General features: G+C 45.6%; 19 protein-coding genes. 15 read left to right on the top strand and 4 right to left on the bottom strand.

Features of this window, described 5'->3' with window-relative positions; genetic code table 11:
* Window positions 1-96: 96 nt before the first annotated feature.
* The 6 genes from ACFVTB_RS05370 (at window position 97) to ACFVTB_RS05340 (ending at window position 5,320) form a co-directional block, all read left to right on the top strand.
* Window positions 97-1,020, top strand: coding sequence for a hypothetical protein (locus ACFVTB_RS05370; RefSeq protein ID WP_387746131.1), 924 nt, complete (start codon window positions 97-99; stop codon window positions 1,018-1,020).
* 345 nt (window positions 1,021-1,365) lie between these two features.
* A complete protein-coding gene (locus ACFVTB_RS05360) occupies window positions 1,366-1,890 on the top strand; it encodes a thioredoxin domain-containing protein (RefSeq protein WP_387746128.1) in 525 nt (174 codons plus the stop codon).
* Entirely contained in the window at window positions 1,891-2,730 is an 840-nt protein-coding gene (locus tag ACFVTB_RS05355) for a transporter substrate-binding domain-containing protein (RefSeq protein ID WP_387746126.1), read from the top strand. It abuts the gene before it with no gap.
* An 84-nt stretch (window positions 2,731-2,814) separates the two neighbouring features.
* On the top strand, window positions 2,815-3,501 hold the full coding sequence (locus ACFVTB_RS05350) for an amino acid ABC transporter permease (RefSeq protein ID WP_387746124.1): 687 nt from the start codon (window positions 2,815-2,817) through the stop codon (window positions 3,499-3,501).
* Window positions 3,498-4,247, top strand: coding sequence for an amino acid ABC transporter ATP-binding protein (locus ACFVTB_RS05345; RefSeq protein ID WP_387746122.1), 750 nt, complete (start codon window positions 3,498-3,500; stop codon window positions 4,245-4,247). The genes ACFVTB_RS05350 and ACFVTB_RS05345 overlap by 4 nt, the downstream gene beginning before the upstream one ends.
* A gap of 467 nt (window positions 4,248-4,714) precedes the next feature.
* On the top strand, window positions 4,715-5,320 hold the full coding sequence (locus ACFVTB_RS05340; RefSeq protein ID WP_387746120.1) for a sugar O-acetyltransferase: 606 nt from the start codon (window positions 4,715-4,717) through the stop codon (window positions 5,318-5,320).
* 203 nt (window positions 5,321-5,523) lie between these two features.
* Here ACFVTB_RS05340 and ACFVTB_RS05335 read toward each other — a convergent pair whose 3' ends face one another.
* Together ACFVTB_RS05335 and ACFVTB_RS05330 are read right to left on the bottom strand one after the other, a co-directional pair.
* Window positions 5,524-5,865 carry a nuclear transport factor 2 family protein gene (locus ACFVTB_RS05335; RefSeq protein WP_387746118.1) on the bottom strand — a complete coding sequence of 114 codons (342 nt, stop codon included), beginning with the start codon at window positions 5,863-5,865 and terminating at the stop codon, window positions 5,524-5,526.
* 23 nt (window positions 5,866-5,888) lie between these two features.
* The gene (locus tag ACFVTB_RS05330; protein WP_387746116.1) at window positions 5,889-6,680 is read right to left on the bottom strand and encodes an SDR family oxidoreductase; all 792 of its coding nucleotides are present in this window, start codon (window positions 6,678-6,680) and stop codon (window positions 5,889-5,891) included.
* Between the two features lie 256 nt (window positions 6,681-6,936).
* Between ACFVTB_RS05330 and ACFVTB_RS05325 the strand changes: the two genes are divergently transcribed.
* From ACFVTB_RS05325 to ACFVTB_RS05310, 4 genes are all read left to right on the top strand, one after another.
* Entirely contained in the window at window positions 6,937-7,821 is an 885-nt protein-coding gene (locus ACFVTB_RS05325) for a LysR family transcriptional regulator (protein WP_387746114.1), read from the top strand.
* A 230-nt stretch (window positions 7,822-8,051) separates the two neighbouring features.
* A complete protein-coding gene (locus tag ACFVTB_RS05320; RefSeq protein WP_387746112.1) occupies window positions 8,052-8,732 on the top strand; it encodes a response regulator transcription factor in 681 nt (226 codons plus the stop codon).
* Window positions 8,733-8,841: 109 nt separating this feature from the next.
* Window positions 8,842-10,080: a sensor histidine kinase gene (locus tag ACFVTB_RS05315; protein ID WP_387746111.1), complete on the top strand. Its 1,239-nt coding sequence runs from the start codon at window positions 8,842-8,844 to the stop codon at window positions 10,078-10,080.
* Between the two features lie 257 nt (window positions 10,081-10,337).
* Complete coding sequence (locus ACFVTB_RS05310; RefSeq protein WP_387746109.1) at window positions 10,338-11,366, top strand: alpha/beta fold hydrolase; 1,029 nt, start codon at window positions 10,338-10,340, stop codon at window positions 11,364-11,366.
* Between the two features lie 372 nt (window positions 11,367-11,738).
* Here the strand turns inward: ACFVTB_RS05310 and ACFVTB_RS05305 are convergent, their stop codons facing one another.
* Both ACFVTB_RS05305 and ACFVTB_RS05300 read right to left on the bottom strand, forming a co-directional pair.
* Window positions 11,739-14,033, bottom strand: coding sequence for a preprotein translocase subunit SecA (locus ACFVTB_RS05305; RefSeq protein ID WP_387746107.1), 2,295 nt, complete (start codon window positions 14,031-14,033; stop codon window positions 11,739-11,741).
* A 57-nt stretch (window positions 14,034-14,090) separates the two neighbouring features.
* Complete coding sequence (locus tag ACFVTB_RS05300) at window positions 14,091-14,345, bottom strand: helix-turn-helix transcriptional regulator (RefSeq protein ID WP_387746105.1); 255 nt, start codon at window positions 14,343-14,345, stop codon at window positions 14,091-14,093.
* Between the two features lie 242 nt (window positions 14,346-14,587).
* Here ACFVTB_RS05300 and ACFVTB_RS05295 point away from each other — a divergent pair, with 242 nt between their 5' ends.
* The 5 genes from ACFVTB_RS05295 (at window position 14,588) to ACFVTB_RS05275 (ending at window position 20,023) form a co-directional block, all read left to right on the top strand.
* A complete protein-coding gene (locus tag ACFVTB_RS05295) occupies window positions 14,588-15,223 on the top strand; it encodes a TetR/AcrR family transcriptional regulator (RefSeq protein ID WP_387746103.1) in 636 nt (211 codons plus the stop codon).
* Between the two features lie 23 nt (window positions 15,224-15,246).
* Window positions 15,247-16,134: an alpha/beta fold hydrolase gene (locus ACFVTB_RS05290; RefSeq protein ID WP_387746101.1), complete on the top strand. Its 888-nt coding sequence runs from the start codon at window positions 15,247-15,249 to the stop codon at window positions 16,132-16,134.
* Window positions 16,135-16,203: 69 nt separating this feature from the next.
* On the top strand, window positions 16,204-16,752 hold the full coding sequence (locus ACFVTB_RS05285; RefSeq protein WP_387746100.1) for a TetR family transcriptional regulator: 549 nt from the start codon (window positions 16,204-16,206) through the stop codon (window positions 16,750-16,752).
* A gap of 228 nt (window positions 16,753-16,980) precedes the next feature.
* Window positions 16,981-17,595 carry a TetR/AcrR family transcriptional regulator gene (locus tag ACFVTB_RS05280; protein ID WP_387746098.1) on the top strand — a complete coding sequence of 205 codons (615 nt, stop codon included), beginning with the start codon at window positions 16,981-16,983 and terminating at the stop codon, window positions 17,593-17,595.
* Window positions 17,596-17,626: 31 nt separating this feature from the next.
* On the top strand, window positions 17,627-20,023 hold the full coding sequence (locus tag ACFVTB_RS05275; RefSeq protein WP_387746096.1) for an MMPL family transporter: 2,397 nt from the start codon (window positions 17,627-17,629) through the stop codon (window positions 20,021-20,023).
* Window positions 20,024-20,168: the final 145 nt, after the last annotated feature.

Raw genomic sequence — 20,168 nt, 5'->3', positions numbered from 1 at the left:
AAAAAGGAAGCAGCTTAGACCATCTATTGTCTCCTAAATATTTATATAGTAAAATATTGGGTATATTTGAGAGAGTAGAAAAGAGGTCAATCCTTGATGAAATTAAGCCGATTCGTCGCTATTTTCACAGTTTTATTCTTCATGTTAAGTTCCACGATTATGGGTGCAGAGTCAAATGATGACTCAACGAAAGAACAAGGGATCGAAGCAAATAACATTGCGAATTTGGATCAAATAAAGCCGGTTCAACTATCGAAACCGCCTTTTTATTATTATTTAAGCACGGTAATCGATCCAAATGCAGCGGCCAATAAAACAAAAAAATTGACACTGAAGCAGAATTCGGTCAAGTCTATTGAGGTTGCCTATGATGAACCCAAAGAGTTTCTGGATTCTCAATATGTGGTTCCCAATTCCTTTCGGTTTATCAAGGGCAATCTGCCCGCAGGCATTCCGACCGAATACAAAGGACAAATGATAGTGAAGGCTATAAAAGGAGATAACAATGTTATTCTGTTCTATGGTCTAAACTTTGCTGAGAATAGGTACGTTGTCATATTGGATAAATCCATGACAAAGGTTGAGAAGGTTTACGATTTTATCAACTATGCGATTTCCCCCAAATATATTCAAAAGGACTATGATTTCATTTATCAGCAGAGTAACTGGGCGGCGGTTGAGAACGGGATTCTCTATGTCTCCCATGGACACCGGACATATGCCAAGAGCTCTAACGGAGCGAATGGCTTCATTACCGCAATTCGTCTCTCCGATAATAGAGTATTGTGGAGAACCTCATCGCTCGTCAGCAATTCTAGAAATTTTCAAATTGTCGGTGACGTCATTCTGTCCGGTTATGGATTCACAAACGAGAAGGATTACCTCTATCAAATCAACAAAAAGACAGGCAAGACGTTGGAACAAATAGCGTTGAAGGATGGGCCAGCATACATTGTAAAGCAAAAAAACGGTTATCTCGTTTACGGGTATTCGCATTTGACCAGCTTCTTGATTAAATAGAGGGATCGATAGGAAACCATGCCCACCCAAGATTCAATTGTACAATTTGGTCTAGTACTGAGTGACAGTAATATAGAAAATTCTTTTATACGGCGATCGCAATTCGGTACTCAACCGGGGAGCGGTCGCCGAGTTTTTTCTGGAAACGCTCATGGTTGTAACATGTTGCGCCAGCAGTTGTGTCTCGTAACATTTATGGGTGATTGGAAACCCTGGTATAATTGGTAGGATTACCTTAGGGGTTTAATAACAATAAATAATTTTATTAACACATAGTTTACAATTCCTATATAAATAGTGTAGAATTAAAAAACTCAGAAAATTATAACAAAAAGGCGGTATAACATGGCTGAAATTAAAAATGATTATTTAGTAATTGGTGATTTAAATGCACCAGTGAAAATTGAAGTGTTTTTAAATTATGCTTGTCCATATTGTGCAACATTTTATGAATTAGTAGACAACACGCTTCCGCAATATTTTGAACAAAGTAAAGTTGCTTTAGTAGTGAAGCATTATGATAAACCGCGTGAAATGTTATTACCTGGAACATTGATTAATGCTAACTTAGATTATTCAAATCCGGAAAGAACATTAGAAATCATTAGTGAATTATTTAAATACCAAGCAACATGGGATAAATATTCAAGCCATGAAATTAAAAAATATATTGAAGAAAAGTACGATCTAAAAGAAGAATTTTCAAACATTGATCGCAGCTTATTAATTACAGCAGAGGCAATTGAACGTGGCGTAAAAATGGTACCAACTGTATTCATTAATGAAATCGAGTTCCAATACCCACGTGAAATTTTTGCAGATGAATTAGTAGAGGTTATTGGAAAAGAATTAGAGAAGGTAGGGGTTTAAGTGAGTAGCTTTAAAAAATTATCGTTTCTATTAGTAATGAGTACATTAATGCTGTTTCTAGCGGCATGTGGTGATAAGAAAGACGACGTTGTATCATCTGAAGCTTCTGGTAATTCTGCAGCGAAAAAAGACGTATTGGTTGTTGGTTCATCAGGAATATATCCACCATTCATCTCAGTAGATGCGAATGGCAAGGCGCAAGGCTATGACGTAGAGGTATTAGGATTAGTTGGTGAAGCATTAGGCTATGAAATTAAATGGGAGTTTGCGGAGTTCTCAGGTATTTTCGGTATGTTGGATACAGGTAAAATTGATACAGTAGCAAACTTAATTGCGATGACAGATGAACGTCGTGCAAAATACGATTTCTCTACACCGTATGCATATTCTGGTGCAACATTAGTTGTTCGTGAAGACAATACTAGCATTAATAAAATTGAAGATTTAAAAGGAAAAAAAGTTGGAGTACTTTTAGGCAACAATTTACACCAATTTTTAGAGAAGTGGAATAAAGAGAACGGTAATGAAATCAATATTACACCATACCAAGATGTAAGTGGTACATATAATGAAGTAGCATTAGGGCGTTTGGATGCATTCATTGATGTGAAAATTACAGCAGCTTCTCGAATTCGCAATGAAGGTTTACCATTAAAGCTTTATGGTGAAGAATATTTAATTAATTTTGACTATGGCTTCCCATTCGTACGCTCTGATGAAAATAAAGAGTTTTTAGAAGCATTTAGCGCAGAAATTCAAAAGTTACAAGATAGCGGTAAGCTAAAAGAGCTTTCAGACAAGTGGAGTGCCATTGATGTAACAATTCCACACAAAAAATAATAATAATTTGAGGGCTGTTCAGAGGAATCTCTGTACGGCCTTCACATGTTTAACGTATTTTAAAGATAGAGAAGAGGGGTTAATGTGAACTTCGATATTGGCTATATGGTTGATATTTTTCCAAGAATATTAAAATACTTACCGATTGTTTTATATATGGGGACATTATCATTTGTTTTAGCAGTCATCGTCGGGTTGATTTTTGCAGTTATTATTAATGCAAAGGTGCCCGTTTTGTACCAGATACTGAAAGTCATCATCTCCTATTTCCGCGGTGTACCAACGTTAATTCAAATTTTTATTTTTTATTTTGGATTACCACAACTATTTCCGAGCTTAAGCTCCATGCAAGCCATAACGGCGGTTATTATCGCATTAAGTATTAAAAATGCTGCTTATTTATCTGAAGTATTCCGCTCAGCATTTTTAGCAGTAGATAAAAGTCAATTTGAAGCTTGCGAGGCAGTGAATATGACAAAGTGGCAAGGATTGCGCACAGTTATTTTGCCACAAGTATTTCGTGTAGCTATTCCATCTACAGGTAACTACTATATTATGATGATTAAAGAAACTTCATTGGCATTTACAATCGGTGTAGTCGATATGTTAGCCCGTGCAAAGCTTGAATCTGCTGTTACCTATAAATTTTTAGAGGCGTATTTAGCCGTTGGATTAATTTATTGGGCAATTACAGTAGTATTAGCGTTTTTACAGTCAAAGCTTGAGAATTATATGGAACGTCCGTACTTGAAGGAGGCGACAAAATCATGATTAAAATTCAAAACCTCCATAAAAGCTATGGTAATACGGCTATTTTAAAGGGCATTGAAGTGGAAGTAAAAGATGGTGAAGTGTTGGCGATTATTGGCCCATCAGGTTCAGGGAAATCAACATTTTTACGTTGCTTAAACTTTTTAGAAAAAGCGGAAAAAGGGATCATTGAAATTGATGGAACAAAAGTTAATGTAGAGCAGTATACGAAGGCAGAAGTTGTTCATTTGCGTAGCCATACAGGAATGGTTTTTCAAAACTATAATTTATTTAAAAATAAAACCGCCTTACATAATGTTTCAGAGCCGCTGCGCTTAACGAGAAAGATGCCGAAAAAACAAGCAGAGCAAGTAGCGTATGATTTATTAGCTGAAGTAGGCTTAAAAGGAAAAGAGCTTAACTATCCAGTTGCCTTATCAGGTGGCCAACAGCAGCGTGTAGGTATCGCAAGAGCACTAGCGCTTAATCCGTATGTTGTTTTATTTGATGAACCGACATCTTCTTTAGATCCGGAACTTGTAGAGGAAGTACTGACTGTTATGAAGGATGTTATGAAACAAGGTAGAACAATGATTGTTGTGACCCATGAAATGGAGTTTGCAAAAGAAGTAGCAGATCGTGTGATTTTTATGGCAGATGGGTATATTGTGGAACAAGGCACGCCAGAGGAATTATTTAAAAATCCACAAAATGAAAGAACGAAGCGATTTTTAAAAAACTATTTAACATTGCATGAAAAGATGTAATGCAACAAAAGAAAGTATTTCTATAGTTGATGAAATGTACCCCTTAGAATAGACATTGGAATAAACCCTGGTTTATCCGATGTAAATCTAGGGGGTGAACTTTTTATGACGAAGAAGGGGCAAACGTTTAAATATTATCCAGCAATCTCCTGCATTATTGACGATCGATCCGCTAACGGTGGACAAATGTCTTGCGGCGCCACTCCGCTTTTGCCTGCCAGGTATGAACTTGAATTCCGGCAGGCATACAAGTCGTCATGACCACTCCCACCGGAGTCAGCCATGAAACATCTCCCAAGAAACATCTTCTGTAGCACTACCCAATGACTACGCAACAAGGACATCCCATACCAAAGGGAGAGCAAGGGTTTAGTTGTCCGGGTTTAATTATGCTAAGATGGGAGTGCGAGTGGATGAATTGTTCGCAAATCCACGAACTCTCACAGACGATAATGGAGGATCAATAAATGACAACTTATGAGAAAATGCATATAGGCGAGCTATACAACTGCACCGATGAAGAGCTGATGATTGAACAGAGACAATGTCTGGAAAGACTATATGATTTTAACGCAACACGTCCGTCGGAAGTGGAGAAGCGTAAACAGCTCATGGAGCAAATGTTTGCTGAACTAGGTGACGACTGTTATATTGAACCGCCGTTTCATGCCAATTGGGGTGGAAAGCACGTACATTTTGGGAAGGGTGTTTATGCCAACTTTAATCTGACTATGGTGGATGATACCCATATTTATGTGGGAGACCATACGATGTTTGGTCCTAATGTAACGGTAGCGACCGCAGGTCACCCCATTGTTCCCCATCTTCGCGAAAATGTGACGCAATTCAATATACCGGTACATATTGGCCGAAATGTGTGGATTGGTGCAGGTGCTGTCATTGTCCCTGGGGTTAAAATTGGCGATAATACCGTTATTGGAGCTGGAAGCGTTGTGACGAAGGATATTCCTTCTAATGTGGTTGCTGTCGGCAATCCCTGCCGTGTGCTGCGTGAAATCAATGACCATGACAAGGAATACTATTATAAAGACAGAAAAATTGAATTCAAGTAAGAGCCTCGGCATAACGGGTAAACGGGTCCTCACAGACTAAACACTCTTTTCTAAGTGTCCAGTCTATGAGGACCAGTTCGTCGGACGTTATTCCATGAAGGCGTGGGTTTGGGGGCTGTGACAGGTGGTGAGTAAGTGATCAGTCGCAGCCCTTTTTGGCGTTGGGTACGATAGTTCAATTGTTCTGCTTGGTATTAAGTGTTTTATGTGAAAGAGATATGCAATTCCTTGATTTTTCCATTATCAAGCATGAATCGATGCTTCATTAGGAAAGGGTCAGGGAGATTTGTTTTATCAAATTCACCATCTATAGATACAGTGACAATAAAACTGTTATCTTGCTCCCTAGCATCAGTAATTGCAAATTGAACTTTCGGTTCGAATAATTCCGATTTGCTCCAGCTGGAAATAGCCTCCTTCCCAATGAACTCTCTTTTCATATCAAGAACATAAGCATGCTCGTCGAATGCTGCTAGAAAAGCTTCCGGCTCTCTGTCATTCACCGAGTTAAAATATACGGCTACAGATTCGGGAATTTTAATCATACAATATACCTCCTTGAGGAAAATTAGATTGTTGGAATTGTGCCGCCATCAATGACATACTCGCTGCCGTGAATAGAGGTTGCGCGTTCTGAAGCCAAGAATGCAGCGAGTTCAGCAACTTCTTCTGGCATTCCAGGGCGACCAAATGGAATACCTCCAAGGGAATCCATCAGCTGCTTCAAAGCAGTTTCGCGACTTCCCGCAGTAACAGCAAGACGATCAATTAGACGGTTAGCCGCTTCAGTTTGAATAAACCCTGGTGCAATTGTATTTACACGAATTCCTTTTGGAGCGAACTCGTTAGATAGTCCTTTGCTGTAAGCTGTTAAAGCTGCTTTTGCTGCAGCGTATGCCAAAGTGGATTCATACAACGGCAAAGTTCTTTGAATCGAACTAACATGGATGATTACTCCTCTGCCTTGTTCAAGCATCAACGGAAGCAAGTTGCGATCCAAACGGACAGAACCAAGAAGGTTCAAATTCAATTCTTCAAGCCAATGCTCCTCGGTTAATGCAAGCGCGCCGCCACTTGGGGAACTTGAGCCGCCAACAGTATTAATTAAGATGTCAATTCCGCCGAGTTTTTCTTTTACCGCGTCAACAATTGATTCAGTTCCTTCAGGCTTCATAATGTCTGCTTGTACAAAATCAACGTTAGGAATATCGTATTTAGCCGGAGTATTTCGAGCTGTTGTTAGTACAGTCGCGCCAGCTCCGGCCAATCGTTTCACAATCGCAAGACCCATACCCTGTGTTCCGCCTGTAATCAATACCCGTTTTCCTTGAAATTCCTTATCATAAGATGCATAGCTCATATAGAAAGAAGTCCTCCTTGTTTATGTTAGTATTAATTTCTACGGGTCTAAGTATACTTTTAATCATCAAATAAATAAAATCTATATTTTTAATCATTTTAATTACTAAAATTCATTAAATGAAGTGATCACTTATGATTTAGGGGGATCCGCAGAAAATGATTTTCGTGAAAAGTGCTGGCCTTGCTTACACGACAAACTGAATGTATGGTTACAATATAATTCATGGACAATAGAAATGTAGGAGAGTAAAGAGATGGAATTGACCCAATTAGAATATTTTTTAAAAGTTGCGAAAATGGAGCACTTGACCAAAGCTGCTGAATCATTATCCATCACTCAGCCTGCTTTAAGTCATTCTATTTTGAAGCTGGAAGCTGAGCTTGGGGTTCCTCTATTCGAACGTAAGGGGAGAAATCTGAAGATCAATCGATATGGATTGATGTTTTCGAAGCATGTGGAGAAGATACTGCAGGAAGTACAGCGTGGGAAAAAGGAAATCGAGGAGCACTCCAATCCGGATTCCGGCGTGATATATCTCGCGTATTTAAGTATATTAGGGGTTGATCTAATTCCTAATCTCATCCGAGATTATCAGAAAATGAACCCGACAATCACCTTCGAATTGTCACAAGGCGACAAGGGGGCTATTTTGAATCAGGTGGAGGAAGGGCATTCGGATCTCATGATTACATCTGAGAAGCCAGTAAATGATACTTTTGAATGGGTGCCAATGTTGTCGCTTCCGCTCTATCTTGTGGTCTCTATAGAACATCGATTAGCGGAAAAAGCATCGGTTAGTTTAGGAGAAATCACAGGGGAGCCATTTGTAGGACTGAAGCATAACTGTAGCTTGAAGAATTCACTGCTGGCTAGAGTCCATCATATGAATTTTACGCTTGCTTCAACTTATGATGCAGAAGACCTTCAAACGGTGGCTGGTTTTGTAGCGGCAGGACTTGGAATATCGGTGTTACCGAAAACGGCTGGTTTAAACATCGATGGCCTTAGATGGATCCCGATTGAAGAAGAAGAATGGCGCTGGGAAGTGGGCCTGCATCTCAAGAAAGAACGATATCTGTCCCCTGCAACTGATCTGTTTGTTAAGTTTATTAAAGAAAAGGCTATCTCGTTAAGTTAGCTCGTGTAGAGTTATTTGGAGAAATCACAGGTAAAGACCCAAGTATGCTTGTTACATTAATTTTATTTATTAGAATAATTGAAGTAATAAATTCTAAGAATTCGTTATTGATCAGACATTATGGGAGCGAAAGCCAGTGGAGATTACCGACGCGCCGGAAGTGTTGGTTCATATTGAGTTCAAACAAATGCCGTAAAATGTAGCGGCACAGGCGGAAAGGGGGAAGGCGAATGCCCAAAGTGCTGGTTGTGGACGATGACGCACACATTCGTGAACTGGTACGGCTCTACCTCGAAGATGAAGGAATTGAAGTAGTGCAGAAGGGAAACGGCGCCGAAGCGCTGGAATACGCCGAGAATTATTCGCCGGACTTGGTCGTCCTAGATATCATGATGCCGGGAATGGACGGTTGGGACTTGTGTGCCGAACTCCGCAAGCTGGGGGACATGCCGATTCTCATGATTACTGCAAAAGGCGAGCCGGCTGACCGGATCAAAGGCTTCAAGCTGGGTACCGACGATTATCTTGCGAAGCCGTTCGACCCGATGGAGCTTACGCTGCGGGTTAAGGCACTGTTGAAACGTTACCGGATCGCCTGTTCCCAAACGATCCGGCTTGGTAATCTGCAGTTGGACCGCAAAAGCTACCAAGTGGTGAACAAGGATGATGTGGGGGTCACCCTGCCGATGAAAGAATTCGAATTGCTCTACAAGCTCGGAAGTTATCCGGGGCAGTTGTTCACCCGGGACCATCTGATCGGGGAAATTTGGGGAATGGATTATGAAGGAGACGAGCGGACCGTGGACGTTCACATCAAACGGCTTCGGGATCGCTTCGTCGAACACGAGTCTGATTTCCGCATTGTAACGTTGCGCGGTCTCGGCTACCGTCTGGAGGTGTACCGGGATTAAATCGCTCTATACCCGGATCGTCCTCCTCTACATCGGTGTCATCGCTGTCAGCCTCATCATCGCTTCTATCGTGTCTGCGCTTCTGTTCCAGAAACCGTTTGAGCGTACGTTGGAAAACAGCTTGCTGTCGAACGGCGAGCAAATTATTCAGACCTACCGTTCGTCCGTCGGAACGGAATTGATTCCTTTCATGAACAACGTTTCCAGCATATCGATTTATGCGATCCAACTGTTCGATGCCTCCGGCAAGCCGTTGCTGGAAGACAAATCGGAGCCTGTCGTTCCCGATGCGGAACGGATTCGTCACGTGCTGGCTGGCACCGTAGTCAGAGACATTGAGAACGATGGACGATATCCAATGGTCGGGCTCCCATTCCCGGTTGACGGCAAGCCCTATGCTTTATTCGTCATGCTGAAGAGCAACGAATTGTGGATGCAGTCTAACAAAGAAGTCAGCACGGAGCTATTGACCGTCTTCCTGGTCGGAAGTTTCCTCATTCTGGCCGCCACGCGATTCATTGTGAAGCCGCTTCTTCGGTTGAGAGATGCGGCCGGGAGCCTGGCTCAAGGCAATTTTGACGTAAAGATTCGGACGAACCGCAAGGATGAAATCGGACAGCTTAATGCCAGCTTTAACGAGATGGCGCAGGAACTTGCCAAGCTGGACCGGATGAGGCGGGAATTCGTAGCAAATGTATCGCATGAGATCCAGTCGCCGCTGACGTCCATCTCCGGTTTCGCCAAGGCGATGAAGCAGAAACGTATGAGTGAGGAAAGCCGGATGTATTACCTGACGATTATCGAGGAAGAAAGCGAAAGGTTGTCCAGGATCAGCCAAAACCTGCTGAGACTTTCTTCTTTGCAGCACGATCCCTATTCCGTCCACTCGACAGCTTTCCGGCTTGACGAGCAGCTCCGCAAAGTCGTGATCGCTCTCGAGCCGCAATGGTCGGGTAAAGAGATCGCTGTAGAATTGGACCTGAAGCCGGTAACCGTCCATGCGGACGAGGATCAACTCAGCCAGGTATGGATGAATTTACTGGGCAACGGCATTAAATTCACTCCTGTCCGCGGAAGGATCTGCATTCGCTCCTATACCGAGGGTCGGTCGGCGGTCGTCTGCATAATGGACAACGGCATCGGAATACCGGAGGATCAGCGGACGGATATTTTCAAGCCATTCCACAAAACGGACAAGGCCCGTGACCGCGCCGTCAGCGGAAGCGGATTGGGTCTGTCCATCGTCAAACAAATCGTTGATATGCATGAAGGAGAAATTCGGGCGGATGAAGAATCGGGAGGAGGTTCGGTTTTCACAGTGAAGCTGCCAATCAGGAAAGGCCTGTAACAACCGCATAGTCATACTCACCTGATTTCAAAAAAATCGGAGGCCGCCGGCCTCCGATTTTTTTTGTAACGCTCCGTTCATTTTCAATTCAAATACGACGCTTATAGTGTCCCTAGTTGAATGAAAGGAGAGAGCTTACATGAAATCGTCTAATGAAGTAAATGCTCCATCACGGCTTCTTCATTTTCCAAAGTTGCAATTTGGAGAATTCACAAGGAAGCAGGAGAAACCATTACTTTTACAGGAGGAGGAAGATTATGCGTATATCATTTAGTCGTTGGGTAAGGCGCGTGACTATCACCATATCTATTATTGCAATCGCACTAGTTTCGATCGGCACCATTTATGAACAGGCGGCACGTAGTCGGGCTGCCACGGATTTTCCGGCGCCTGGAAAGCTTGTGGACATAGGTGGTCGTCAGATCCATCTGAATTGTGAGGGGCAAGGCGCACCGCTCGTCGTGCTTGAAGCGGGTGCTGACACCAGTGGATCTGCGCTATGGCAACCCGTCCAGGAACAGGTATCCCGGTTCACGCGAGTTTGCTCCTATGACCGAGCCGGCATTATGTGGAGTGATCCTGCCAAGGATAAGCGAAATAGTCTCGCCATTGCCGAAGATCTTCACAAGGCCCTGCGCGCTGCAAATGAGCAACCGCCTTATATTATGGTCGGTGCGTCCATGGGCGGCCCATATGTCATGACGTTCACCAAATATTATGGAAAAGAGGTCGCTGGGATGGTTCTGGTCGATGCTTCGCATCCGGACCAGACCGCGCGCCTCGCTCAGGCCAGCGGCGAACCGGAGAGCGATCCGATTCCAATCGCTTTTCGCGCCCTCGCAGCAATCGCGTGGTCCGGTTTGCCAAGACTTGTACTTCCCGATGCTGAAGTCCCGGAGCTGCCGTCCCAGACGGCTAAAGCAATCACGGCCTATCAAACGACATCACTCAGAGCTGCCTTTGCGGAGGCAGCCGTATTCGAAGATTCGCTACGCGAGGCCGGCACATTCCGAACTCTCGGTAACCTGCCTCTCGCCGTGCTCTCTAGAGGAAAGCCTTGGGATGCTTTCAGCGAAGCCGAACGGACCGCAAGTGGCCTCACGCGCGAACTGTTTAATCGTACGGAAGCAGCTTGGGCAAGCATGCAGGCTGAGGAAGCCAGCTGGTCCTCCAATAGCTCGCATCAAGTTCTTGCAGACTCCAGCCACGTGATGCAGTTGGAGCGCCCGGACGCGATCATTGCTGTTATCAAGGACGTCTTTGAAAAGGCAAGTACGCGCAGATAGCTGGTGCGAATGGTGCTCGGATAACGGGAATTCGGTTGCGTTAAGAGGAGAAAGTTTAAGCGGATATATAGTATAGGACTCGGAGTACATCGCTTATGTGGCGATGTGCTTCTTTTCGTATCATCCATCGCATGTCGCCGCTCTCCCCTCCGTATACACAAAGAAGCCCGATCAGCCCCCTCCTCTGGAGAGTGGCTGCCGGCCATCAACGGCTATCGAATCTTTAATATCAACGTTAAGGATTTTAAACAGCTTAGTACCTTTGGGGTAAGCATTAGAAAATATGCCTGAGTACAGTTTTTCCACCTTTGTTGTTACTTCAATTTTAAGTCTTCAATATAACGTGATCATCCTCAAAAAAGCCGCACTCCATCAATATTTTGACAGCTTATGTATCGGCAACAAAATCAGCCTAAAAACCTTGCGCAAATAATAAGCCATTATCGTCACCGGGGTCCATGAGACGCGCTTGTCCTGAATGTATTGATCGCTAATCATATAAGTCCGAGTGGAAGTAGGGCTCTTCAGGCCGAACTTTTCCCACTCCGCCGGATCATTTGATCCTCCGAGCTTTACTAGCATATTAGCCGACTCCCTGTTTATTTTGCCTGGAATTTGCTCGTATGCCTGGGTGATTAGCATATGAAACTCGTCCATCGGATTGCGGCTAGCAAGGCTCTCCAGGTGGATGCCTTCGCGAATGTAAGAGGCGTATCCCAGATGGTCAGCCCAGAACTCGTCGATATAAAAAAGCCGTACCCGCTGCTCCGCAGGGCTTATCGGCTTCTCGCCTTTCAAAATCTCGAGCCGCTCCTCGTATAGAATTTTTCTCTGATCCTCCACCATATCTGAGTAATAGTTGAGCTCCTGGCGAATATGGAAGTTTTGGCCCATAGCAACGCGCTGAATATGCGAAATTTTGCTATGGAGTAGTGGATCTTCGAGGGGCTCATCTTGCCTAAGACCGCGAAACCATCTATCGATGCCGAACCGAAGCACCAGCTCGTCCTCCAAGCTTACGAAAAATACGGAGGCTCCCGGGTCGCCTTGTCGGCCAGAACGCCCGCGCAATTGGTTGTCGATCCGCACGCTTTCGTTCACATGCGTACCAATCACATACAACCCGCCCAGCTTGGCGACAACTTCTGCTTGCTCGAGGTTGCCGCCGCCGAGCCGAATGTCGACGCCGCGTCCAGCCATATTCGTAGACACCGTCACGACCCCGATTTCGCCCGCTTTGGCGATGATCTCAGCTTCTTTTGCATCGTTCCTCGCATTCAGAACATGGCATGGAACGTCGGCAGCCGCCAGCGCCTCCGCCAGCATGTCTGACTCCTCAACGCTTGACGTACCAATGAGAATCGGGCGGCCCGTCTTGTGGACAGACGAGATTTCTTGTACAAGTGCCTTAAGTTTGGCTTCTTTATGGGTAAAAATCCGGCGCGGATGGTCGATCCGTATGTTTTGCCGGTTTGGCGGGATTTGCACGACCTGCAGATCATAAATAGCTTCGAATTCCATTGCGGAAGCTTGCGCGGTAGCCGTCATCCCGCAAGCCTTCGGATATAGACTAAGGAAGTGTTGAAGGGTGATCGTCCCGAGAATTTTGCCGCCGGAGTCGGGCTGCAGTCCTTCTTTAGCCGTAAGCGCGGTTTGCAGTCCGTCCGGCAAATGCCTGTTCTCCGCCACGCGTCCGGTATACTCGTCGATCAGCTCGATTTTACCGTCACGGACAATGTAATCGACGTCTTTTTTCAATAACGTTTCCACATGCAGCGCGCAATTTAATGACGATAATAAATGACTATTATCGTTTTCGTACAAATTGCCGCATCCCAGCAGCGATTCCACTTTTGCCGAGCCCGCTTCATTCAAGTAAACATTCCGCTTGGACTCGTCGAAGTCGTAATGCTCGATTAGCCCGAGCTGCCGAACCACTTCAGCGAAACGAAAGCCGTCGTTGCCGAGAGAACCTGACTCGCCAGCAATGACTAGCGGCACTCGCGCTTCGTCGAGAAGTAATGAATCGGCCTCGTCGACGATGACATGGTGGAAAGGACGATGCACGGTATCCGCTTCATCCAATGCGATTGTGTCGCGCAAATAATCGAATCCCGCCTCTTTGGCCGTAACATAGGTTATATCCGCGGCGTACGCTTCCCGTTTCTCGGACGGGCTCATGCCCGCTTGAGCCGAGTTTACCGTTAACCCGAGGAAACGATAGATCGGGCCCATCCACTCCGCATCCCGTTTTGCCAAATAATCGTTAAAAGTCAGCACATGAACGCCTTCGCCGGTCAGCGCATTTAGATAAGCAGGCATAACAGCAGAGAGCGTTTTTCCTTCACCGGTATGCTGTTCAATCAAAAATCTCTCGTGCAGAGCGATGGCGGCCATGATCTGTACATCGTAAGGCTGTAACCCGAGCTTTCTCTTCGCTGCCTCGCAGACTAGCGCATAGGCATCAATAAGCAGTTCATCCAAAGGCGTACCCGATTCAGCTTCTTTTTTCAGCCGGAGAGATTCCGCTTGCAGCTGTTGATCGTCCCATGCTTCTAAATTCCGATTCTTAATGAGCTCCGCTTTTTCCCGATAGTCCTTCAGCTTAATCTTATTCGGGTCAAGGCTGTCATTGAATTTATGCATCGCTTTGACGGCTAAATTCATAGGAATATGCTCCCTCCTCGGTACACGCTTAGTTTTGAATATATTGGCGTTGATCGGTCACCTGTCCGTTTTAATAGAATCAGACGGGGCTGTACTTTCAAGCTCCTTGCTTAAAAGAATGTTTAAATAAAAAACTTCCTCAACGGGCACTTTGAAGGCAGCGGCAATTTTAAGCGCGAGTGTAATTGAAGGGGAGTAGTCTCCTTTCTCAATTAACCCTACGGTTTGGCGAGTGGCTCCAATGGCATCCGCCAGATCTTGCTGCGACCATCTGAAGCGTGCTCTCATTTCACGAACTTTGTTAGCAAGCATACGAAGGGGTCCTTTCCAGTTACTGGTTTGAATAGATTGTAATTTAAGTATGGCAAAATGTAAATGATCTATTGCATTTTGGAAGCTATCATAACTCTCTCACTCTCTGAACCAATGGTGCTGACGTGCGGCAAAAAGGCAACGTCAAATCATCACCTTTATTATTTTAGGAATATATTGACATGGTAAATTTTATTAAGCTATTATTTGAATGAACGTTCATTCAAAAGTGAGGTTTGCATATGTCTATTCAGAGCGAAAAGTTACAACAGCAATTTATAAAAGCTTTTGAGGAGTCCGTATTGGACCGTGCTGTGATGCAAATTATTTTACATGCGATCGAGGTTTTCTCTAGGAAAGGGTTTGTCGGAACGAAAATTAAGGATATCGCCGCCAGTGCCGGATTTAGTCAAGGTTACGTGTACACCTACTTTAATTCAAAGGAGGAGATTTTTACAAAAATTGTTGAACTTGCTTCAGATGGGGCATGGCAATCGGTTCAAATGGTGTCTGATATGGAGGGAACCCCTCTTGAAAAAATAACTTGGCTGACTGAAGCATTCTTGTCTTCAGATAGCATAGCGATGCAGCACTGGAGATTAATCTTACTCCAGACATCTACTTCTGAAGCAATACCAGAGGAAGCAAAACGGATATCTAAAGAAAAGATGGGCAAACCCTTCGAATATTTGATCCCCCTGATCGTTCAAGGACAACAATCGGGCGAGATAAGAGAAGAAGATCCCATGTTATTAGCTTTAACTTACTTTTCATTCGTACAGGGACTAGGTATTGCTAGAATGCAAACAACGCAAGATTTGCCCTTTCCGTCTGCAGAGGTTGTCCTACGATTCATGAGAAAGATGGGTTCGTTCTAGTCAACATGGGGAAGGAGACGATTATGGTGAAAGTATTTAAAAATGAACCTGCTAAGGAACAAGTGATTAACTCCTATAATCGGATATTGGATATGTGGGCAATCGAGTTTCAAGAGCATGATATTGAGACTGAATACGGCAAGACTCATTGTATTACTTCTGGAAAACGAGAAAACCCGCCTCTTCTTTTACTGCATGGGGTTGGAGATAATTCGGCAGTTATGTGGATGCTCAACATTAAGGAATTATCGCAAAGTTTTTATTGTATTGCCGTTGATACTCTCGGCGGACCAGGTAAGAGTGTTCCAAACGAAAAATACACGAAACGCTCATTTAGGCAAGTGAACTGGATTGATCAGATTGTTGATTATTTCGATTTAAAGAGTATTAACATAGCTGGTGTATCGAATGGTGCATACATGGCTTATAACTATACTACGGTCAGAAGCGAAAGAGTGAGTAAAGCAGTCTGCTTAGAAGGCGGTATGGTCACCAAACCAACAAAAGCTATGATACGGACCCTTCTATTAATGTTCCCGGAAATACTGATCCCAACGCAGAATAATATGCTGAAAATATTGAAGAAGATGAGTTCGCCTAAAACCGATATTTTTGATAAACACCCCATACTAGCGGAGCATTTAATCTTGCTAATGAAAAACCATAATCAGCAAGCAATGTTTGCTCACAAACTTGAAACCTACGATAAGCAGAAAGGCACTGCTATCAAAGATAAGCTATATTTTCTTATTGCAGAACATCACATTGGTCATAAAAAAGAGCTCATCCATCTTTTAAATGACGGTAAATTCCGTTATAGGGTAATTTCAGATGCGGGTCATGGCATCAACCATGAACAGCCTGATTTAATCAATAAAGAGATCATACAATTCCTATCCTCAGTCGGATAAGTTTACTTTGCACCTGACGAATAGTTCGGTATACTGTCCATACAGATCGGATTAAAGGTAGGTTAAACGATGTCTGAAGTTAAAACGAAAATTATCCAAGCAACACTCGATAGCATTGCCGAGCTTGGCGCCTCCCAATTATCGCTTCGTGATATATCCACTCGGGCCAGCGTTGCGCTTAGTCAAATCCATTATCATTTCCAAAGTAAAGAGAATTTGATTGCTGTAGCCGCGAATACGCTGATTGACCAGTTAGTTGAGGAGCTGCTAGCCGAACTTGAAGGCATTCAGGAGCCATTAGACCGAACCATTCGAACCATTGAGTTCATTTATCAAAAACAGATCACAAAATCTCCATTTGTTCGCATCTATTTTGAGCTGGCTATTATGTCTTTTTCCAACCCGCTGCTTAAAGACCATGTCAAACAAATCCATCAGCGCGTAATCGACTGTATGACCGGTAAAGAGATCAGTCTATCTCTTCGTCATCCGGAACTTGGTATCTACATGAGCATATTTCTTGACGGGGTGGCTTTCCAAACCTTCCATGAGACCTCTCCTGAGAAAATCAATTTTGCTTATGAATTGTTTTTAGAAACGATAAAAAAACACTTTTGAAATCTGCCATTTTGGCAGATTTTTTTCTTTGAGTCTAGGGAGGTTCTGAAACTTCTTCCTCTCGTCAGGGTGAACAGGAAAACCGCGCTTCAGACAAAGCTGCGTCACAATTCCGCCACAAAATTGCACTTTGAGCATTAATGCACTTTGAGAATAATTGCACTTTGGGCAATGAAATGTTAAGTTATTATCATCCAATTTGAAGAAAGGGAGCGAGGTGAAAAATTCGTGGATAAGCATAGTCTACGCCATATCAAAAAGGAGGCGACAGCCCACGCCCTGTCGGAAGCGGCATTTCAGCTGGCGCTCGAACGCGGCCTGGACGGCTTTGTCGTGGACGAAGTGGCCCAGCGCGCCGGTTATTCCCGCAGGACGTTCGCCAATCACTTTACGTGCAAGGAGGAAGCCGTTGCTTCGGCTGCCTTCCCTTCCGACGATATGATCGGCGCGGAAGAAATGATGATGGATTTGACCGAGAGCGCCACACCGCTGGATTTGCTGCACTACTGGCTGAAGGCGCAGTTCACCGCGGAGTTGTTCCGGAGAATGCGCGACCTGATGTCGTTATCCGTGCGATATCCCACGTTGGAGCCGTATATTCTCAGCACCTTCCGCCGGATGCAAACGGCGGCCTGCGAGATGATCAACTTTCATTTTCAAGGACGTTATTCGGAAGAATACAGCCACTTGCTGATTGGCGCGGTATACGGAGCGATCCTTCCCGTCATCGACGGAAGTCTCCAGATCCTGCTGCCTACCGACTCGACCGAGGAAACGCCGGACGCGGTTACCTTCGGCGAATACTTGGACACCATTTTCGGCTACTTGCGCAACGGTTTCTGATCTCAGATAAAAAAAGGAGTGCCATACTGCCATGTCAACGTTTTTGTACAAAATAGGAAAAGCTGCCTACGACAAGCCCTGGGCCTTCATTACGGGCTGGGTTGTAATCCTCGCCATCGTCGTAGCGATGATCGGCGTCAACGGGCTTAAAGTCAGCTCGGATATGAAGCTGGAAGGCACCGAATCTCAAAAGGTTCTCGACAAGCTGGCGCAGGAACTGCCGGAAGCGGCAGGCGGCCAAGCGAGCGTTGTATTCGCGGCTAAGGAAGGCGAGCGCCTCGATACGCCTGAACGTTTGGCGGAAATCACCAAAGCGATCAACAAAGTCTATGCGCTGGAATATGTGATTAACCCCGCCGAGCTAGCCGCCGCTGCCGCCCAAGGCGGAGCTTCTGCGGACGGCGGCCAGGCCGCTCAAGGTCAGGGCGGTCAAGCAGCGACGCAAACTGAAGGCGCACAAAACGGGGAAGCCGCGCAGGGTGGAGAGAACACGCAAGCCACAGCGCAATCGATCCCATCCGAAATGCCGCCTTACATGCCTCTGATGATCGATGGCGTGCCGGTGCCGGGCGTACTGATCGCCACTGACGGCAGCGTCGCCTTGTTTCAATTCCAGTTTACCGTCATGCAAACCTCCTTGCCGAAGGGCGTCACGGATTCGGTCGTCGAAGCGGTCAAGGACGTTGAGAAAGATCCGGGCATTGCCGTGCTGCCGAGCGACTCGCTGAATGTCGTCGACATCCCGATCGGCACCAACGAAATCTACGGCTTAGTCATAGCCGCTATTGTACTCGTCGTTACACTGGGCTCCATCGTTGCGGCCGGTCTGCCGCTGGTCGTCGCGCTGTTCGGCGTGGCAATTGGGGTCGGAGGCGCATTCGCAATCTCAAGCTTTGTTAACATGAGCTCAATTACGCCGGTATTGGCGCTGATGATCGGTCTGGCCGTCGGCATCGACTACGCACTCTTTATTGTCAACCGCCAGCGCCGCCTTATTCTCGATCAGGGACTGTCGGCTCGAGAAGCGGCTGCCCGAGCAGTGGGCACCGCCGGAAGCGCGGTATTTTTCGCCGGGTTGACGGTTATCATCGCTCTCTGCGGCTTACTCGTTATCAATATTTCGTTCCTGAGCCTGATGGCGCTCGTCGCTTCGGTGACCGTGTTCCTCAATGTGCTCATCGCGCTCACGCTGCTGCCGGCGCTGCTCGGTCTGTTGGGGGAACGCATCTGTTCCCGCAAAGCGCGCGAGAAAACCCGTTCCAAGTCGGGCGACAAGCACGGCTTCGCGGACCGCTATGTCAAAGGCGTCGTCAAATACCGCTGGTTAGTTATCTTGGGTGTCATTGTTATTCTCGGTTTTGCAGCGATTCCGGCCACTGAAATGCAAATGGGTATGCCTAACGGATCGACTGCGAATCTGGATACGCCTCAACGTCAAAGCTATGACGCGATATCCAAGGGCTTCGGAGAAGGCTTCAACGGGCCGCTGCTGATTGTCGCAGAACCGAAGGATTCTAAGGGTACTATCTCACCGGAAATGTTGGGTGGTCTCGTTCAGGATATTCAGCAGGTGCAGGATGTATCAGTCGTCTCGCCGCTCGGCTTGAACAAGGAAGGCAACATGGCTATACTAAGCCTCATTCCGAAGACAGGCCCAACGGATACGGCGACTCGGGATCTCGTACAGGATTTGCGCGCCGCTGATTCGAGCATTGCCAAAACCTATGATGTGACTCTCGGAGTGACCGGGTTCACGGCGATTAACATCGACATGTCCTCCAAACTGGCGGAAGTGTTCCCGATCTATATCGTTATTATTGTCATCTTATCGCTCATCATTCTGCTGCTCGTTTTCCGCTCGATTCTTGTGCCGATTAAAGCGACAGTAGGCTTCCTGCTCAGCATTCTGGCGACATTCGGCATTTCCACGGCTGTGTTTCAATGGGGCTGGTTGAGCAATCTATTCGGATTTGACACCGGCGGACCGATCATGAGCTTCATGCCAATCTTGGCAACCGGGATCCTGTACGGTCTGGCGATGGACTACCAGGTATTCCTCGTTTCGTCCATGCGCGAGGCGCATGTCCATGGGCATCGCGGCGTGAAAAGCGTGATCAACGGCTACGACCAAGCCAGCCGTGTCGTCGTGGCTGCCGCCATCATCATGGTGTCCGTTTTCGCCGGGTTTATTTTCACACACGACATTATGATCAAACAAATCGGCTTCGCGCTGGCCATCGGCATTCTGATCGATGCGTTTCTGGTGCGGATGGCGCTTGTCCCTGCCGTCATGGCACTCTTTGGAGACAAGGCCTGGGCGCTGCCTAAATGGCTGGACCGCATTCTGCCGAACCTGGACGTAGAAGGCGACAAACTGATCGCCAAACTCAACGCCGAGGATGCGGCTGCCTCGAAACAAGCGCATTGATCTATAAAAACACTTTTAAAATCTGCCATTTTGGCAGATTTTTTTTATGTCGCGCTCTTGCGGGAGCGCTTTCTATCTTGTTATTATTAATTAGGTCGGACGTACGTCCGAATTTTAATAAGTCCTCATTTTAGATTCTCCCATT

Source organism: Paenibacillus sp. NPDC058071 (assembly GCF_042885235.1).
Taxonomy (GTDB): Bacteria; Bacillota; Bacilli; order Paenibacillales; family Paenibacillaceae; genus Pristimantibacillus.
Note: the sequence above shows the minus strand (reverse complement) of the source record. Positions and strands in the feature narration are given on the sequence as shown.

What these genes read in the sequence shown, in the direction of transcription:
- ACFVTB_RS05370 (WP_387746131.1), top strand. Translation starts at nt 97, where the DNA reads ATGAAATTAAGCCGATTCGTCGCTATTTTCACAGTTTTATTCTTCATG.
- ACFVTB_RS05360 (WP_387746128.1), top strand. Translation starts at nt 1,366, where the DNA reads ATGGCTGAAATTAAAAATGATTATTTAGTAATTGGTGATTTAAATGCA.
- ACFVTB_RS05345 (WP_387746122.1), top strand. Translation starts at nt 3,498, where the DNA reads ATGATTAAAATTCAAAACCTCCATAAAAGCTATGGTAATACGGCTATT.
- ACFVTB_RS05340 (WP_387746120.1), top strand. Translation starts at nt 4,715, where the DNA reads ATGACAACTTATGAGAAAATGCATATAGGCGAGCTATACAACTGCACC.
- ACFVTB_RS05335 (WP_387746118.1), bottom strand. Translation starts at nt 5,865, where the DNA reads ATGATTAAAATTCCCGAATCTGTAGCCGTATATTTTAACTCGGTGAAT.
- ACFVTB_RS05330 (WP_387746116.1), bottom strand. Translation starts at nt 6,680, where the DNA reads ATGAGCTATGCATCTTATGATAAGGAATTTCAAGGAAAACGGGTATTG.
- ACFVTB_RS05325 (WP_387746114.1), top strand. Translation starts at nt 6,937, where the DNA reads ATGGAATTGACCCAATTAGAATATTTTTTAAAAGTTGCGAAAATGGAG.
- ACFVTB_RS05320 (WP_387746112.1), top strand. Translation starts at nt 8,052, where the DNA reads ATGCCCAAAGTGCTGGTTGTGGACGATGACGCACACATTCGTGAACTG.
- ACFVTB_RS05310 (WP_387746109.1), top strand. Translation starts at nt 10,338, where the DNA reads ATGCGTATATCATTTAGTCGTTGGGTAAGGCGCGTGACTATCACCATA.
- ACFVTB_RS05305 (WP_387746107.1), bottom strand. Translation starts at nt 14,033, where the DNA reads ATGAATTTAGCCGTCAAAGCGATGCATAAATTCAATGACAGCCTTGAC.
- ACFVTB_RS05300 (WP_387746105.1), bottom strand. Translation starts at nt 14,345, where the DNA reads ATGCTTGCTAACAAAGTTCGTGAAATGAGAGCACGCTTCAGATGGTCG.
- ACFVTB_RS05295 (WP_387746103.1), top strand. Translation starts at nt 14,588, where the DNA reads ATGTCTATTCAGAGCGAAAAGTTACAACAGCAATTTATAAAAGCTTTT.
- ACFVTB_RS05290 (WP_387746101.1), top strand. Translation starts at nt 15,247, where the DNA reads ATGGTGAAAGTATTTAAAAATGAACCTGCTAAGGAACAAGTGATTAAC.
- ACFVTB_RS05285 (WP_387746100.1), top strand. Translation starts at nt 16,204, where the DNA reads ATGTCTGAAGTTAAAACGAAAATTATCCAAGCAACACTCGATAGCATT.
- ACFVTB_RS05275 (WP_387746096.1), top strand. Translation starts at nt 17,627, where the DNA reads ATGTCAACGTTTTTGTACAAAATAGGAAAAGCTGCCTACGACAAGCCC.